Raw genomic sequence first — 16255 nt, 5'->3', positions numbered from 1 at the left:
GGCGAGGTCCTCGACGCTGGGGTCGCGGTCGAGTACCGAGACGAGGTGCTCCCGTGCCCTGGCGAGTTCGACGCGCAGCTCCTGGAGGCGGCGCGGCACGTGCACGGCCCAGGAGGTGTCGCGGAAGTGCCTCATGATCTCGCCCTGGACGTACGGGATGGCGAAGGAGGTGAAGGCGACCTCGCGGCTGAGGTCGAACCGGTCGATGGCCTTGATCAGCCCGACGGTCCCGACCTGGACGATGTCCTCCATCTCCCCGTTGCCGCGGTTGCGGAACCGGTTGGCCACGAACCTGACCAGGGAGAGGTTCATCTCGATGAGGGTGTTGCGGACGTACTGGTGCTCCCGCGTGCCCTCGTCGAGTTCGCCCAGCCGTTGGAGGAACAGCCGGGTCAGCTCCCGGGCGTCCTCGGGGGAGATCTCGGTGGCACGGCCGATCCGGGGGAGGCCGGCGAAGCCGCTGCCCCTCCGACCGGGGTCCGGCGCTCCGGCAGGAGAAGCGGAATCCAGGTGGGTGGCGGGCGTCGTCATGGGCAAGCACTCCTCCCCGAAGGCACTGGGCTGGCTCCCAGCGCCTTCCCTGTCGGTTGCCTCTCATGCATTGTTGTTCTGCGGCAAAGGTTTGCGTGGATGCGCATCGGCCTCCGGAGGCCGACGGGCTCGCGGTCCCGGCTGCTCACGGTCCGGCGATGGCGCGGGCGGCGGGGTGGACGGCGGGTGGACGGCGGAGGGTGCGCGGTCGACCGCGGTCGACCCCACGGCGGCGGCGTGCCAGGCGTATCGTCCGTTTATGGGTGATCTTCGGTGAACTGTGGCGGCCGTCTGCCGGTGGCGGCGGCCGTCCATCGGCAGGCGCGCAGCGCGTCGGAGGAAGGCGAGGTGAGGGCATGCGCCGGCCCGGTACCACCACCGCCCCCGCTCCGGGGGAGGATCTCGACGCGGTGCTGGCCGAGGTCGTGCGGGGCACCGGTGCCGCGGTGGGCCTCGCCTACGTGCTGCCGCCGGCGGAGCGCGTCCTGCGGATCGCCGTGGTGTCGGGGGTGGTGCCCAAGATCGCCGCTCCATGGGCGCGGATCGCGCTGGACGACCCGATTCCGGTGGCGGACGCGGTACGGGAGCGGCGTCTGGTCTGGCTGGCCAGCCAGGAGGAGGTCGCGCGGCGCTACCCGCGGCTCGGCATCGTACTGCCGTACGACTTCATGCTGGCCGCGGCACCGTTCGCCCACGAGGGACGGGTGTGGGGCGGCGTCGTGCTGCTGTGGCCGACCTGGCACCCGCCCTCGCTGAGCGCGCCGGAGCGCGAGGCGGTCGACGCCGGCTGCCGACGCGCGGGCGCGCTGCTGCACGAGGCCGCGCGACGCGGCGCCCCGCTGTTCACCGGCGACGAGCCGCGGGTTCTCATGCCGCCGCGTTCGCCCGAGCCCGATCCGGAGGAGGCGCGGGCCGCGCTCGACTTCGCCCAGCGCATCCCCGTGGGCTGCTGCGCCCTGGACATGGACGGCCGGATCACGTTCATCAACACCACGGCGGCCGAGCTGGTCGGCGCGGGAGGCGCGTCCCTGCGCGGCGCCCGGCCCTGGGAGGCGCTGCTCTGGATGAACGACCCCGTCTTCGAGGACCAGTACCGCGCGGCCGTCATCACCCGTCAGGCCACGTCCTTCACGGCGCTGCGCCCTCCGGACCGGTGGCTGTCGTTCCACCTCTACCCCGACGACAGGGGCATCAGCGTCCAGATCACCCCGCTGACCGGCGTTCCCGGCGAGGACCCCGTGCAGCCGGAGCGGCTGCCCTCCGTCGGACCCGGCGGGGCCGGCGCGCTGTACCACCTCATGCACCTGGCGGCGGCCCTGACGGAGACCGCCGGGGTCAGCGACGTGGTCGAGGCCGTCGCCGACCAGCTCGTCCCCGCCTTCGGTCCCCGTGGCCTGGCCATCATGACGATGGAGGAGTGCCGCCTGCGGATCATCGGCTACCGCGGCTACAGCAAGGAGTTCATGGACAGTGTGGACGGCTCGCCGCTGACCGCCCAGACGCCGACCGTGCACGCGCTGACGGCCGGCGTCCCGAGCTTCTTCGGCTCCTTCGACGAGCTCAGGAGCGCCTACCCCGGTGCCGTCCGCTACGAGCAGAGGGACGCCTGGGCCTTCCTCCCGCTGATCGCCTCCGGCCGGCCGGTGGGCTCGCTCGTGCTGTCGTACGACCGGTCCCGTCCCTTCCCGCCCGCCGAACGGGCCACCCTGACCTCGCTGGCCGGGCTGATCGCCCAGGCCCTGGACCGGGCCCGGCTGTACGACACCACGCAGCAGCTCGCCCACACCCTGCAGACCGCGCTGCTGCCGCACTCCCTGCCGGCCGTGCCCGGCCTGGACGTGGCGGCCCGGTATCTCCCCGCCGGGCAGGGCGTGGAGATCGGCGGCGACTTCTACGACCTGATCCGCTGCGACGCGACCACCACGGCCGCGACGATCGGCGACGTCCAGGGCCACAACATCCAGGCCGCCGCCCTGATGGGACAGGTCCGCACGGCCGTCCACGCCCACGCGACCGCCGGGACGCCCCCTTCGGACGTCCTCGCCCGCACCAACCGCCTCCTGTGCGATCTGGAACCGGGCCTGTTCACCAGCTGCCTGTACGCCCAGCTCGACCTGGCCGGGCACCGGGCCCGCATCGCCACCGCCGGCCATCCGCCGCCCCTGGTCCTGCACCCGGACGGCCGCACCGAAGCCGTCGAGCTGCCTCCGGGCCTTCTCCTCGGGATCGACCCGGACGCCGTCTACAGCACGGTCGAGATCCCGTTCCCGCCCGGCACCGTGGTCGTGCTCCACACCGACGGCCTCGTCGAAACCGCCGGTACCGACATCGACGAGGCGACCGCGGCCGTCTGCGACTGCCTTGCACGGGCCCGGGACCGCACCGCGGACGAGCTCGCCGACACCCTCGTACGCCATGCCACGGGGGTCGCGACGCGCAACGACGACATCGCCCTCCTGGTCATCCGTCACGAGGCAGGCGGGCGGCAGCCGCGGAGGTGATCACGGGGAACGGGACGACCGGTCGCGGCCGGTGCGCGCGGCCGCCGCCGGAGGCGGCGAGCCGGACCCCGGCGCCGGCCCGACGGGGTTGCCTCCGTCAGGAGTTGAGCTCCTCGAGCGTCCTGCCCTTCGTCTCCACCGCGAAGCAGGCGATCACCGTGCCCACCGCAGCCACGACCGCGAACTGGGCGAAGACCAGCCTCAGACTGCCGCCGGAGCCGAGGATCGCACCGACGACGACGGGACCGAGGATGACGCCCAGCCGGTTCCACAGCCCGCCGAAGGCGGCTCCCTTGGCCCGGTTCCGGGTCGGGTAGAGCTCGGGCGAGTAGAGATAGAGCCCGCAGTTGATCGCGTACACGAAGAACGTCGTGCAGGAGGCGAAGAGAGCCACCTGGCCGCCGGAGAGGGCGCCGGTCAGGGCCAGCGTGAGCAGGGCGAGCGCGCTGCCGCCGAGCGCGGTCACCAGCGCCGGGCGGCGGCCGACCCGGTCGATCAGCAGGGCGACGATCAGGGTGCCGAGAAGCCCGGTCACATTGCTGAGCAGGGTGTAGACGAGGGCGGAGGACAGGTCGAGGCCGAAGTTCCTGGTGTAGAGCGACGGCAGCCAGACGGAGATGCCGTGGTTGACGTAGTAGGCGACGAACCACAGGCCGGAGAGGACCGTCGTGCGTCTCAGGTACCGCCCGGTGAACAGCTCTCTCAGCCGTCCCCGGGCGCTGTCCTCCTGCGTCACCGCCGCTGCGGGTTCGGGCAGCGGCGCCCCGGTGGAGCGGGCGACCTCCGCCTCGATTTCCGCGATGACCCGTTCGGCCTCCTCCGTCCGTCCGCGCGCCACCAGCCAGCGCGGTGACTCGGCGACGTGGCGGGGCAGCACGGCCGCGATGAGCACGGGCAGCGCGCCGATGAGGAACATCGCGCGCCAGCCGAGGTTGGGCACGACCCAGACGGAGACCAGGGTGGCGACCGCGAGTCCGGCGGGGAAGATCATCTCGTAGAGCAGGACGAACCGGCCCCGTTTGTCCGACCGCGCGATCTCGTTGATGTAGGTGGCGGCCACCGGGACGACGCCGCCGATGCCCAGTCCCTGGGCGAAGCGGAAGAGCGCGAAGAGCTCGATGCCGGTGGACAGGGCGACGGCGAGGCCGGCGAGCGCGGTGACGGCGACGCCGATGGCCACCGTCCGCACCCGGCCGATGACGTCCCCCATCCACCCGGCGGCCAAGGCGCCGAGGAGCATGCCGACGGAACCGGCGGTCACGGCCAAGGTGGCCTGCCCGGTCGTCAGATGCCATTCCTTCATGAGGACGGGGAGCGCGGAGGCGGCCAGCAACTGGTCGAACGCCTCGAAGAAGGTGACGGCGCCGATCAGGAAACGGACCTTGACATGCCACCGGGAGTGCGGGAGACGTTCGAGGCGCGCCGCTATGGACCCCACGGCGGGCCGGCCGGCCACAGTCGTCATGAGTGCCTTCCCTGAGAGTGTCGGCCGGTCCGGGAGGAGTACGGCTCACCCGCGGATCCGGGCCGGCATCGATGCCGGCAAGGGACACTACTGGGCGGTGGCCGGTCGACGCCGGTGGATGAGGCAGTTCCCGGCGAAGCCGATCGACGGTCCAGGTCCCGTCTCGTCGCGGTCCGCGTCGCCGCGGCGGACCGGGGTCCGCACGGGGCCGGCTAAGAGGCGTCCTCGTCCGAGGCGAGGATCGAGTGCTCCAGTTTGCGCAGCAGTCCCGCCAACCGGCGGCATTCGGAGGGGGACAGCCCTCCGAGCATCCGGCGGTCGTCGTCCAGATGCTCGACGAACACCTCGTCCACCTTGGCGAGCCCGGCGTCGGTCAGCCGCGAGTACACGATCCGCCGGTCGTCAGGGTCGCGCTCTCGCACGATCAGCCCGTCCTTCTCGAGCCGGTCGATGCGCAGCGTGACACCCGCCGACGAGACGAGGCCCGATTCGGCGAGCTGCCCCGCCGTCAGCCGGTACGGCCTGCCCGACCGGCGCAGCGCGGTCAGGACGTCGAAGCCCGCCACGGACAGCCCGTGCTGCTCGATGGACGACGTGAGGCGGGTGTTGTAGCGCAGGAACGAGCGGTGCAGCCGGGCGAGGACCTCCAGCGGTGCGGTGTCCAGTTCGGGCCGCTCCCGCGCCCAGTCCTCGATGACCGCTGCCACGGCGTCCTGGCCGGCGACCGCCCTGCGCTCCGCCATCTCGTCCCCTCACAGACGTGCATCACAGCCCTGAGAATCCTACCCCTGAAGGGTTGGAGGCCGTCCCGGGCGGCCGGGCCCGCCGCCTGCCGTCGGGCCGCGAGCGGCTTGCGAACCCGCCGGCGAGCGGGGCCGAACGGCCTGTTCCGGGTGCGGCAGGCGATGCTTGGCCCGGTGCCGATGCCTCGGACGCGGTGGTGTTCGGTTCGCTCCGGGGCCGACCCTGGTTCGGCACGGTGCGGGTGTGAGGGGCGGGGCGTGGAACTGCTGCACGAGTCGGACCCGATTGCGTCGGCGGGTATCCGCTGCCGGCGAGACTCGGTGAGGGCGGCATGGGGCTCGTGTATCCGTCCCGGACGGTGTCGGGGCGGCCGCTCGCGCTGAAGACGGTGCGTGCCGAGTTCGGGCGGGAGCCCGGGTTCGAGAAGCGGTTCACCCGCGAGATCCGCAACAGCGACCGGTGCGCTCACCCTGGACGACCGCGGTGGGCGACTACAGCCGGGCCGGACGGCCGCGGTCCCCTGCCCCGGGGGGACCATCTACGTCGTGACGACGAGCGACCCCGACACACTGAGCCTGGGTGAGGAAGGGGCCCAGTCCGCAGGGGCACCGTCCGCCCTCACACGGCGCTGACGGCCCCCCACCGCCCACCCGCCGGAGCGGCGCGCCGCCGATGCGCCCACCGGCCGTCCCCGGCCCCGGATCCCGAAGCGCGCTCAGAGCCTGACGACACCTTCGAAGAGGACGAGCACACCGATGGCGGCGATCACCACCGCCATCACTCCGGCGGCCCGGCTCTCCAGCCACCGTCTGACCTTCATGAGTGGGACGAGCACCCGATCGCCCATCAGCACATGCAGGACCACGGGCAGGGCCACGGTGCCGGCGGCGCACACGGTGAAGACGGCGAGGGCCGTCACACCGCTCGCGGTGGTGGGCTCGGCCGCCCCGACCGCGAGGCCCGCGGCAGCGGAGAGCAGCAGGATCTTCGGGTTGGCCAACGACAGCACCAGCCCGAGCCGAAACGCCCGGGACGGGCCCGCATCGGCGAGGAGTCGCATCCACCCCGGCGCCGACCGGCCGTGCCTGGTCAGCCACTGGCGCAGACCGAAGAGGATCAGGAGCGACCCCAGAACCACTCTGGCCCAGGCGACCCAGGCGTGCCCCTCCGCGGGACGGTGGACGACGGAGGCCAGTGCGGCGCACGTGCCCGCCGGTACGACGATCCCGATCACCCATCCGGCCAGGAAGGCACTGCTGGTCGCCCGGGGGCGCGGAGTGAACTGCATGAACAGGGCGGGGATGAGGGTGAACGGCGACAGGGCGATCACCACCGCGAAGAACACCACTTCACCGAACGCCACAGGCACCGCCTTCTGCCGCCTTCGCCCCGAGCGAGTGCACGAACAGCCGTCCGCGCGGGTGCGGCCGCCCGTGTCCGAGGGCCCGGATGGGGTTCGGAGTCCGGTGGGGCCGGGAGTCCGGGCGCGGGAGCGGCGGCTCCTCCGAGGATGGCACACGGTCCGGTGGATCCGGCGGCAACGACCGGCGGGGACGTCACCGGCGCGCCCCGGCCTCCCGCCGTGCTCGGCCGTACGTCCCCGGCGGCGGCGACGGGCGGGTACGGCGCCGGCGACCACCCGCCCGCGTCTCTCGCGGTCCGTACGCCGTGTGCGCCGGTCAGGGGACGTCCTGCGCGGGTTGGGCCGGGGGAGGGCCGGACGGCTCGTGATCGCGGTCAGAATGCCGGACGGCCCGATGTCGGGCGGGTGCGGCTGTGGAGTGGAACGGAGAGACGGCATGGGCGGCGAAACCCTGATGCGGCGGATTCTCGACTACGGGAGCCGGGCCGACCCCTATCCCCTGTACGCCGAGCTGCGCAAGACGCCGGTGTCCCGGCAGGAGGACGGCACCTACGCCGTCAGCACCTACCACGAGCTCCTGGCCCTGCTGCACGACCCCCGGCTGACCTCCACGCACGCCGACCAGGAAGCGGCGGGCGGCGGGCAGTTCCCGCCCAGCTTCATCGGCATGGACCCGCCCGAGCACGACCGGGTCCGCGGTCTGGCGATGCGGCAGTTCGGGCCGCCGCACTCGCCCCACCGGATCCAGGACATGCGCGGGGAACTCGAGACCACGGTCAGGGAGCTCATCGACGCCTTCCCCGAGGGGGGAGAGGTCGATCTGGTCGACGCGTTCGCCTATCCGTTCCCCGTCACGGTCATCTGCAGGCTCCTCGGGGTGCCGCACGAGGACGAGCCGCGGTTCAGGACCTGGGCCGACAAACTGGTGGCCTCCATCGACCCCCGGCCCGGCGAGGACTCCTCCATCAGGCTGGCGGAAGGCGCCGAGACCCGACGGGACCTCGCCCTCTACATCAACGACCTCATCGAGAACGGCGCCGGCCGGTCCGACGGCGGCATGCTCTTCCGCCTCGCGGCGGACCACGATGCCGAGGGCGGACCGCTCAGCCGTCTGGAACTCGTCGTCACCGCGGTCCTGCTGCTCATCGCCGGCCATGAGACGACGGTCAACCTCATCACCAACGGCATGCTCACACTGCTGCGCCGGCCGGACGAGTGGGAGCGGCTGCGCCGGGAGCCCGAGCTGGCACCGCGGTTGGTCGAGGAACTGCTCCGGTTCGAACCGCCGGTGCAGATCATTCCGCGGCGGGGCGCGCTCACGGACATCGAGATCGGCGGGGTCACGATCCCGGAGGGATCGGTGGTCGCCCTGTTCCTGGCGTCGGGCAACCGGGACCCGAAGCGATTCACGGACCCGGACCGGTTCGATCCCGACCGGCCCGACATCGAGCACCTCGGCTTCGGCAGCGGGGTCCACAGCTGCTTCGGTGCACCGCTGGCCCGCCTGGAGGCCCAGATCGCCCTCACCGAGCTGGTCCGCCGACTCGACAACGCCCGGCTGCTCGCGGACCCGCCGCCGTACCGCAGCAGTGCCGTGCTGCGCGGGCCGCGGCACCTTCCCATCGGATTCGACCGGGTGCTGGTCTGACATCCACGGCGGGCCGTCGACAGGGCGGGGTCGGTCGCCGGGCGGGGCCGGCACGACGTGACACCGGGCGGTGCGGAACACGGCCACCCGGACCCGGTGTGTCCCCGTCCCGTGGAGGTCGGCCGCTGCGGAACAGGGACAGCGCTGCGGGCCCGGCTGCCGCGCGATGACGGCAGCCCGGCCGGAGGCGGCGCCCGCGTCGAGGCGAACGGGCGTCAGGAACTCGTGAGGACGACGAGTTGCCGGGTCGCCCGCGTCATCGCGACATAGCGGTCGACCGCTCCTCGGACCCCCTCGCCGAACGACTCCGGGTCGACGAGGACGACCAGGTCGAACTCGAGCCCTTTCGACAACTCGGGCGTCAGCGACCGGACGCGGGGCGCCGCCCGGAACGCGGGATCGCCGATGACGCAGGCGATCCCGTCGTCGTTCGCGGCGAGCCAGCCGTCGAGGACCGAGTCCAGTTCCGCGACGGGTCCGTGGAGCACGGGGACGCCACCGCTGCGGACGGACGTCGGCACGTTGGCGTCGGGGAGCGCCGCCCGGATGGCCGGCTCGGCCTCCGCCATGACCTCCTCCGGCGTCCGGTAGTTGATGCTCAGGGAGGCCACGTCGATCCGGTCGAGCCCGATCCGCCGCAGCCGCTCGCGCCACGACTCGGTGAACCCGTGCCTGGCCTGGGCGCGGTCCCCGACGACGGTGAAGCTCCGGGACGGGCAGCGCAGCAGCAGCATCTGCCATTCCGCGTCGGTCAGTTCCTGGGCCTCGTCCACGACGACGTGCGCGAACGGGCCGGAGAGCAGATCCGGTTCGGCGACGGGCAGCGCGGCCTCGTCGACCAGACTGTCCTGCAGATCCCTTCCGAGCAGCATCGTCACCGCTCCTTCGCCGTCGTCATCGGCCGCGAGCACATTGGCGATGACGTCGGCCATGCGTGTGCGCTCGGCGGCGACGGAAGCGTCGTGACGGCGCTTGCGCACCGCCGCCTCCGGATCGCCGAGCCGCTGCCGGGCCGCGTCCAGGAGCGGCAGGTCGGACACCGTCCAGGCCCGGGCGTCCGCGCGCTGAAGCCTCCGTACGTCCTCGGGGCCCAGCCAGGGAGCGCACATCCGCAGATAGGCGGGCACCGACCAGAGGTCACCGACCAGGTCGGCGGCCTCGAGCAGCGGCCACGCCCGGTTGAGGGTCCCGATCAGCTCCTCGTCCTGCAACAGCGCCCTGCGGAGCCGGTCGGACGGGACGTCGCCGGCGTGCTTCTCCTCGAGGATCGCGAACAGGGCTTCCCGGATGTGCTCGCGCGCCTCGTTGTGCGGCGTCCCCGGTTCCGCCGCCTCGAACGCCTCGGCCCAGTCGTCCGCGCTCAGCCGGACGTCGGACCACGGGGTCGAGACCGTCATGCCCTCCGCGGGCGGCGTCTCGTAGAACCGCACCGCCGTCTCGATCGCCCGCACCATGTCCGCTGACGACTTCAGCAGGGCCACGGCCGGATCGGTCTCGGCCTCCGCTCCGGCCCCCTCGGCGACGAGGTCCCGCAGCGTGCAGGTCCGCACCCCCTCCTCCCCGAGGCTGGGCAGGATGTCGGAGACGTAGGCCAGATAGGGCTGGTGGGGGCCCACGAACAGCACGCCGCCCCGACGGTGGCCGAGACGGGGATCCGAGTAGAGGAGGTAGGCGGAGCGGTGCAGGGCGACGACTGTCTTCCCCGTACCCGGACCGCCGTCGACGACGAGGGCGCCGCGCGATCCCGCCCGGATGACGGCGTCCTGGTCGGCCTGGATGGTCGCGAGTACGTCCCGCATCCGGTCCGACCTGCTGCCGCCCAGACTGGCGATGAACGCGGACTGGTCGTCGAGCGCGGCGTGCTGCTCCAGACCGTCGGAGGTGAACACCTCGTCCCAGTAGTCGCTGATCCGGCCGCGGGTCCAGCGGTACCTGCGGCGGCTCGCCAGACCCATCGGGTTGGCGTGGGTCGCCGCGAAGAACGGCTCGGCCGCGGGGGAGCGCCAGTCGAGCAGCAGCCGGCGCCCGGTGCTGTCGCTGAGTCCCAGCCGTCCGATGTACACGGGTTCGGGATCGCCGTCCACGACGATGCGTCCGAGGCACAGGTCGAGTCCGAAGCGGCGCAGGGCGCGCAGCCGGCCGGTCAGCCGGTGGATCTCCACGTCCCGGTCCATCGCCGCCCGCCCGACGCCTCCGGGCGCCCTGCGCTCGGCGTCGAGCCGGTCGGACAGTTCGGCGACCGCCTGCTCGAGGCTCTCCGCGATGACGGCGAAGTGCCGCTCGTCGTCCGAGATCAGCGTCGGGTCCGCCTTGGAGGACAGCCGCTCGGGAAGGTCGAACGCACTGGTGGCCAGGGGGTTCATCGCATCAGCCCCGATCCGCGGTCGCGCCGGTGACGCCCGCCGTTGCGCACCCGCGCACCCGCCTGCCGAACGCCCGCGACCGCGGGGCGAGTCCCACCCCCGGCTCGACGTCACCGCAACATCCATCAACCGACAACAGCGAACGCACTTCGTGAATCTCCCATTTCAGCAGGTTCCGGCGCAGGCCAGCGATTCTGCGGCATGACCGGGGCCTTGCCGCAAGCCCCCCTGTGCGCTATACGTTGAGAGTGGCGAGGAGTAGGTGATCTCCTTCGCCCCGCCGGGACCCTCGCTCGCCGGGATCGCCGCCAGGGCTCCGGTCCCGCGCCCCCTCCCCGCATCCGTGCCGCGTCAAGGCGGCGGCGCCTCGGAGCCGGTTCCCCGTAACCCCGCCGGTGTACGGCCGCCCTCTCCGCTCTGGACGTCCGACCCGTCACACCTGCGTTCCACCGCGGGAAGCAACCCCGGCCTCCGCGGCGGGCACCCCACGGCCTCCCCGGACTCGGTCCGATCCGTACACGTGCCGGGGGTGCTCACTGAGGGCGAAGCGGCGGTCAGTTCCTGGGCCGGGTGGACGTGACCAGCCACACGGCGCCCGGTATCCGTACACCGACGGGTGTCGTGAACTCGGAACAAGCCGGCGCTGCTCAAGGAACTCGTCGACGTCACCGTCGCCGGCGACGACCGGCCCCTCGCGACCATGGACCGCCCCTGGTTCGAGGACGTCGTCCACGCCGCTGACGCCCGTACCGGGCTCACCGCCCTCGTGGCCGCCACCCAGCTGCTCGCGCCCCCGCCGCCCCGCCGGGCGTGAGCACCGCGGCAAGTGGGGCAGCCTCCGGCGGTTTCGGACGGTACGGCACCCCACCGTGATCCCGGGCGCGGGCCGAGCGGCCCGCGCCCGCCCGTCACCGGAGTGCCGCGGGGCGTCGGCCGTCCGCCGGTTCACGGCAGACGGGAACGCGCCGGACGGCCACGCCCTCCCGGGCCGGGTTGCCGCCCCAGCCTTCCCGGGCGGGCACTTCCTCGCCCTTCATCAGGAAGGAGTCGGCAGCGAGTTGGGCGTTGTCGCCGACTGTGGTGCCGTAGTGCACGAAGGCGCCGACGCCGAGGGTCACGCCAGCGCCGAGGGTGGCCTGGTCGGACTTGAAGGCGCCGTCCTCCTGGGAGTGGCACTGGATGACGGTGCCGGCGTTGAGGGTGCAGCCGTCGCCGATGGTGACGAGGGACCGCTCGATCAGCGAGCAGCCGTCGTCGAACACCCGCCTGCCGATGCGGACTCCCAGCAGCCGCCAGACGAGGCTCTTGAACGGAGTGCCGTTGAACAGCTGCATGTAGCGGTGGGTCGTCAGCTTCCAGAAGCGTTCGTGGCGCCAGAAGGACAGGTCGTAGATGGAGCAGTACAACGGCCTCAGCGGCCGGACGCGGGTGATGATCCGTTCGACCAGCGCGTAGTACACGACGGTGAACAGCAGGGTGACCAGGCTCGCCAGCGCGATCGGCGTCAGACCGTGGGTGTGGTAGAGGTCCACCGCGGTCATCGCGATGAGGGCGACGACGTAGAAGTGGATCCAGCGCATCAGCAGGTACAGGGTCGCGGTGAGCGCGTTGTGCTTGTTCTTCGCGCCCAGACGGCGGCGCAGCTCGTCGCCGGTGGCGAGGTGGTCGAACCGCTTGTCGCGCATGACCGTTCGCGGGATCTCGAAGCTCGGGGAGCCCAGCAGGCCCACGTCCTCGCGGACCGGCCCGTCGATGGGCACCATGACCTTGGTCGCGAGCAGGCAGTTGTCCCCGACACGGCTGCGCGCGGGGTAGACGATGTTGTTGCCGAGGAAGCTGCTCGCCCCGATCGAGGCCCGGGAGAAGCGGAAGGACGTGCTGGAGAAGTCGGCGTTGACGACCGAGAGGCCGTCGGCGACCATCGTGCCGCTCCCGACCCGGCTCAGGTACGGGGTGTCGTGCTTGACGAGCGAGCCGAAGTTCGAGCCCGTCTGCTCGACCCGGCCCAGGTCGTACCCGAGGCCGCGCAGGTAGTGGACGATGGCCGAGCTGTCGCCGAAGAGCAGGACGAAGAACCTGATGTTGGTCATCCGTGTGAGGGTCCGCTGGAGGCCGTGGTGGACCCCGAACAGGGGGTAGACCCTGCCCGGCTCGATCAGCCGGCGCAGCACCCTCGGCACGGCGTTCGCGGTGACCAGGGCCGCGAGCAGACCGCCGAAGAAGGCCACGAACGAGGCGATCAGCGCATCCAGGTAGAAGCCGGGGCTCGTGAAGGCCGGCTCGGGGTTCAGCAGAGCGTCCAGCTGCGGCAGCGCGGCGAAGAGCAGGCCGAGACCGGCCAGCGCCACGGGCAGGTACACCCCGAGCAGCAACAGGAGCTGCGCCACCGTGTAGAGGACCTTGCGCACGACGCCGCACGGCGCGGCCTCGACGGCGCGGAAGTCCGTGGTGGTGGGCTGCGCCGGGGAGCCGTGCCAGGACTCGCCCGCGGGCACGTGCTGTCCGCTGTGCAGCGAGGAGGCATGGCCCAGCTGGGCGCCGTCGCCCATCGACGTGCCGACGTCGAGGACGGTCTGCTCACTGACGGTCGCGTCGCGTCCGAGCGTCACGGGACCGGTCTCGATCACGCCGTCGTGCGCCCGGTAGCAGGCAAAGAAGACGTCCTTGCGGATGACGCTGCCCTCCTCGACCGTGAGCAGGTCGGGGCACACCGGCACGTTGCGGGAGAAGATCGCGACGTTGCGGCCGATCTTCGCGCCCAGGGCCCGCAGGTACAGCACGTACAGCGGTGTGCCGACGAACAGGCGCATAGGACTGGTACGGATCAGGGACTTCACGCACCAGAACCGCAGATAGCCGAAGCTCCACACGGGGAACCGGCCGGGCCGGAAGCGTCCGACCAGCAGCCATTTGGCGACGACGGAGAAGAGGCAGAGGGCCGTGAAGCCCGCGCCCGCGAACAGCGCCGACCGCAGGTAGATCCCGGCCGGCCCCGAGCCGTCCCGGATCCACTCGTATCCGCCTGTCAGAACGAGTGCGGCCGCGAAGGACATGCCCAGGAAGAACAGCAACTGCAGTGCCCCGCACAGCACGTACTGCCAGGTGCGCACGCCGGCGGGCGCCTCCGACGCTTCGGCGCCGGCTGCCGCTCCCGCCGGCGTTCCGGTCGCCGGCTCGACGGACGCATCGGACCGGTCGGCGACGGCGGCGCCGGCCGGTCCGCCCTGCGGAAGGTCGAGTTCCGCGACCAGGCCGCGGATCGTCGGGCTGCGGTAGACGTCCTTCATGGACACGGTGGGCAGGTCGTCGCGCTTGCGTACGCGGGCGCAGAACTGGGCCATGACCATGGAGTCGGCTCCGAGGTCGGTGAAGAAGTTGCCGTCGGCCGGTACCCGTTCGGTGCGCAGGACGCCCGCGAGCACTTCGGCGAGCAGCGTCTCGGTGGGAGTGCCGTCGCCTTGCCGGGTCTCCGCGCCGGCCGGTTTCCGCACCGGCTCCGGGGAGGGTGCGGGATCCAGCGAGGCCGCCAGGCTCTCGAGGGTGGGGTGCTGGTAGACGTCCTTGATCGTGATTTCAACGGCCGGTACCCGTTCGGTGCGCAGGACGCCCGCGAGCACTTCGGCGAGCAGCGTCTCGGTGGGAGTGCCCCCGCCGCCCGCGGCCGACGCGTTCGTCCGGGATGCCGAATCGATCCCGGCGGCAGGCCCTTCGAAGCTGTTGCAGGTCACGACAGCCCCTCCCGGACGCGGCGGCTGCCGTCGGCCGTGAGCGCCGCAGCATTTCGGCGGCTCCGGCCTCGACCGTGAGCGGATGCCGGCGACCCGAACGTCTCAAGGTCATCAGTCGCCGGCCGGTCGGATATCCATGAATTCATGAGTCGCTCACCTGCGGTCGTGCGGCCCTCGTCCCGTCTGCGTCAGAGGTCGCGCATATCGGATTCGTATAGGAGGCGGTGGTGGAAGGCACCACGTTTCCGGTTTCAATCGCCTCTTATTCCAGTAGGCACGATCGGGCGTTTTCTGTCCTGCTACTGGAGTTCGGGGCTTGACAAGCGAGGCGCGATCTGGGAGCCGCTCTGCAAGGCACCATCGCCCACATTCGCACCGGTACAGCGCACATTCGCGCCGGTACAGCCGTCTTTCGAGCCGGTGCCGCCGTCCATTCGAGCCGGTCCGCGGACCTGTCGGCGGTTTCGCCCTTCCTCGGCCCGCCGGACCTGGCAAGTCTCGAATTCCGGTGGCATGACGTGAGGGCTTGCGCCGGGTCTACTGGTGACATTCCGGCCCGCCCCGTTCTCTCCGATTTCCGAAGGCCGGCTCCGGGCCCCGCCGGTCGGCGGGGGCGGTCCGGCCGTCTGCCGGATGGTTGAACCGGCATGCTTCTCGAATTGTGGTGACCAATGGGACACGTATCCGCTCCGGCCGTGCCGTCCGCGACGACCTCGGACGACTCGCCTTTCCGCGCGCCGTCGACGGGCCGGATGATCGGCCTGGATCTCGCCCGCGGCCTGGCGATACTGGGCATGTTCGCCGCGCACGTCGGCCCCGATCCATCGGTGGGCGGTCCCCTGGGCTGGGTCATGGAGGTGGCGCGGGGCCGTTCGTCCGCCCTGTTCGCGCTGCTGGCCGGCTTCACCCTGGTGCTCCTGACGGGCCGCCCCGAGCCGCGCACGGGACGCAGCGGCCGCCAGGCGGTCGGCCGCGTCCTGATCCGTGCCGCCGTGCTGATGGCCCTGGGGTACGCACTGGTCCTGCTGGACACCGACGTCGACGTCATCCTGTCCTTCTACGGTCTCCTCTTCGTGCTCGCCCTGCCGCTGTACCGGATGAGCGCCGCGACGCTCGCCCTCATCGCGGCCTCGACCGCCCTGGTCATGCCCCAGGTGCTGTATCTGCTGAGAGCCGCGCTCGACGGCGGGAGCCTCGCGGACGCCGTCGTCGGCCTCGATCCGCTCGCACGGCTCACCGGCTCGGACGGCGTGCTCGAACTGTTCGTGACCGGCGAGTACCCGGCGCTGACGTGGTTCTCCTTCATCGTGGCCGGTATGGCCGTGGCCAAGCTCGACCTCTCGCGCCGTGATGTGCTCGCCAAGCTGGCCTTCACCGGCGCGGTACTGGCGGTGATCGGTTACGGGGGATCCTGGCTGGCCCTGCACCTGGTCCCGGGCGCCCGGGCGGGGGTGAGCGTGGCCACGGACGGAGGCCCCGCGGCCTCGGCGTGGTGGTCCGACGCCGTCGGCGAGGAGTTCGCCTCCGGGCACCCGGCCTGGCTGCTGGTGGCCTCGCCGCACAGCCAGACCACCTGGTCGATCGCCGGCAATACGGGAGTCGCGCTGGCCGTCCTGGCCGCCTGCTTCGCGGTCGTGCGGTTCGCGGGCCCCCGCGTCCGGCTGCTCGCCCCACTCGCCGCGGTCGGCTCGATCTCCCTGACGGCGTACGTCGCCCATATTTTCGCGATCCGTCTGCTGGGTACGGTCGACGGTGAGGAATGGGCCGCCCTGCCGGTCCTCCTCGGGTTCGCGGTCGCGGCCATGGCGCTCGCCCTTCTGTGGACCCGGTTCTTCCGGCGGGGCCCGCTGGAGTACCTGCTGTACAGCGCCACCAAGCCCGCCCGCCTGATCGAATGACCGGTCCGGCGGTG

9 protein-coding genes are annotated in these 16255 nt (G+C 72.0%); 3 read left to right on the top strand and 6 right to left on the bottom strand.

The window, feature by feature from the left end; translation table 11 throughout:
• Positions 1-531 (bottom strand): sigma-70 family RNA polymerase sigma factor (locus tag BLT82_RS23560; protein ID WP_143041524.1); only part of this gene is annotated, 531 nt, incomplete at its 3' end.
• A gap of 356 nt (positions 532-887) precedes the next feature.
• Between BLT82_RS23560 and BLT82_RS23555 the strand changes: the two genes are divergently transcribed.
• Positions 888-3032 (top strand): SpoIIE family protein phosphatase, encoded by a 2145-nt coding sequence (locus BLT82_RS23555; protein ID WP_093658072.1) that lies wholly within the window; start codon positions 888-890, stop codon positions 3030-3032.
• A gap of 97 nt (positions 3033-3129) precedes the next feature.
• Here the strand turns inward: BLT82_RS23555 and BLT82_RS23550 are convergent, their stop codons facing one another.
• From BLT82_RS23550 to BLT82_RS23540, 3 genes are all read right to left on the bottom strand, one after another.
• Positions 3130-4497, bottom strand: coding sequence for an MFS transporter (locus BLT82_RS23550; protein ID WP_093658070.1), 1368 nt, complete (start codon positions 4495-4497; stop codon positions 3130-3132).
• Positions 4498-4709: 212 nt separating this feature from the next.
• Positions 4710-5240 carry a MarR family winged helix-turn-helix transcriptional regulator gene (locus tag BLT82_RS23545; RefSeq protein WP_093658068.1) on the bottom strand — a complete coding sequence of 177 codons (531 nt, stop codon included), beginning with the start codon at positions 5238-5240 and terminating at the stop codon, positions 4710-4712.
• A 716-nt stretch (positions 5241-5956) separates the two neighbouring features.
• Positions 5957-6604 (bottom strand): GAP family protein, encoded by a 648-nt coding sequence (locus BLT82_RS23540; RefSeq protein WP_244292100.1) that lies wholly within the window; start codon positions 6602-6604, stop codon positions 5957-5959.
• Between the two features lie 436 nt (positions 6605-7040).
• On the opposite strand from BLT82_RS23540, the gene BLT82_RS23535 reads away from it, so the two are divergent.
• Positions 7041-8252 (top strand): cytochrome P450, encoded by a 1212-nt coding sequence (locus tag BLT82_RS23535; protein ID WP_093658064.1) that lies wholly within the window; start codon positions 7041-7043, stop codon positions 8250-8252.
• A gap of 215 nt (positions 8253-8467) precedes the next feature.
• Here BLT82_RS23535 and helR read toward each other — a convergent pair whose 3' ends face one another.
• Positions 8468-10615 carry an RNA polymerase recycling motor ATPase HelR gene (gene helR / locus BLT82_RS23530; RefSeq protein WP_093658062.1) on the bottom strand — a complete coding sequence of 716 codons (2148 nt, stop codon included), beginning with the start codon at positions 10613-10615 and terminating at the stop codon, positions 8468-8470.
• Positions 10616-11523: 908 nt separating this feature from the next.
• Positions 11524-14343: a Pls/PosA family non-ribosomal peptide synthetase gene (locus BLT82_RS23520; protein ID WP_093658060.1), complete on the bottom strand. Its 2820-nt coding sequence runs from the start codon at positions 14341-14343 to the stop codon at positions 11524-11526.
• 671 nt (positions 14344-15014) lie between these two features.
• Here BLT82_RS23520 and BLT82_RS23515 point away from each other — a divergent pair.
• The gene (locus tag BLT82_RS23515; protein ID WP_093658058.1) at positions 15015-16241 is read left to right on the top strand and encodes an acyltransferase family protein; all 1227 of its coding nucleotides are present in this window, start codon (positions 15015-15017) and stop codon (positions 16239-16241) included.
• Positions 16242-16255: the final 14 nt, after the last annotated feature.

Source organism: Streptomyces wuyuanensis (assembly GCF_900103455.1).
Taxonomy (GTDB): domain Bacteria; phylum Actinomycetota; class Actinomycetes; order Streptomycetales; family Streptomycetaceae; genus Streptomyces; species Streptomyces wuyuanensis.
This window is presented reverse-complemented; position numbering and strand designations above follow the sequence as displayed.

Excerpts from the sequence above, each read along its gene's own strand:
- BLT82_RS23555 (WP_093658072.1), top strand. The coding sequence starts at position 888 with ATGCGCCGGCCCGGTACCACCACCGCCCCCGCTCCGGGGGAGGATCTC.
- BLT82_RS23550 (WP_093658070.1), bottom strand. The coding sequence starts at position 4,497 with ATGACGACTGTGGCCGGCCGGCCCGCCGTGGGGTCCATAGCGGCGCGC.
- BLT82_RS23545 (WP_093658068.1), bottom strand. The coding sequence starts at position 5,240 with ATGGCGGAGCGCAGGGCGGTCGCCGGCCAGGACGCCGTGGCAGCGGTC.
- BLT82_RS23535 (WP_093658064.1), top strand. The coding sequence starts at position 7,041 with ATGGGCGGCGAAACCCTGATGCGGCGGATTCTCGACTACGGGAGCCGG.
- helR (WP_093658062.1), bottom strand. The coding sequence starts at position 10,615 with ATGAACCCCCTGGCCACCAGTGCGTTCGACCTTCCCGAGCGGCTGTCC.
- BLT82_RS23515 (WP_093658058.1), top strand. The coding sequence starts at position 15,015 with ATGGGACACGTATCCGCTCCGGCCGTGCCGTCCGCGACGACCTCGGAC.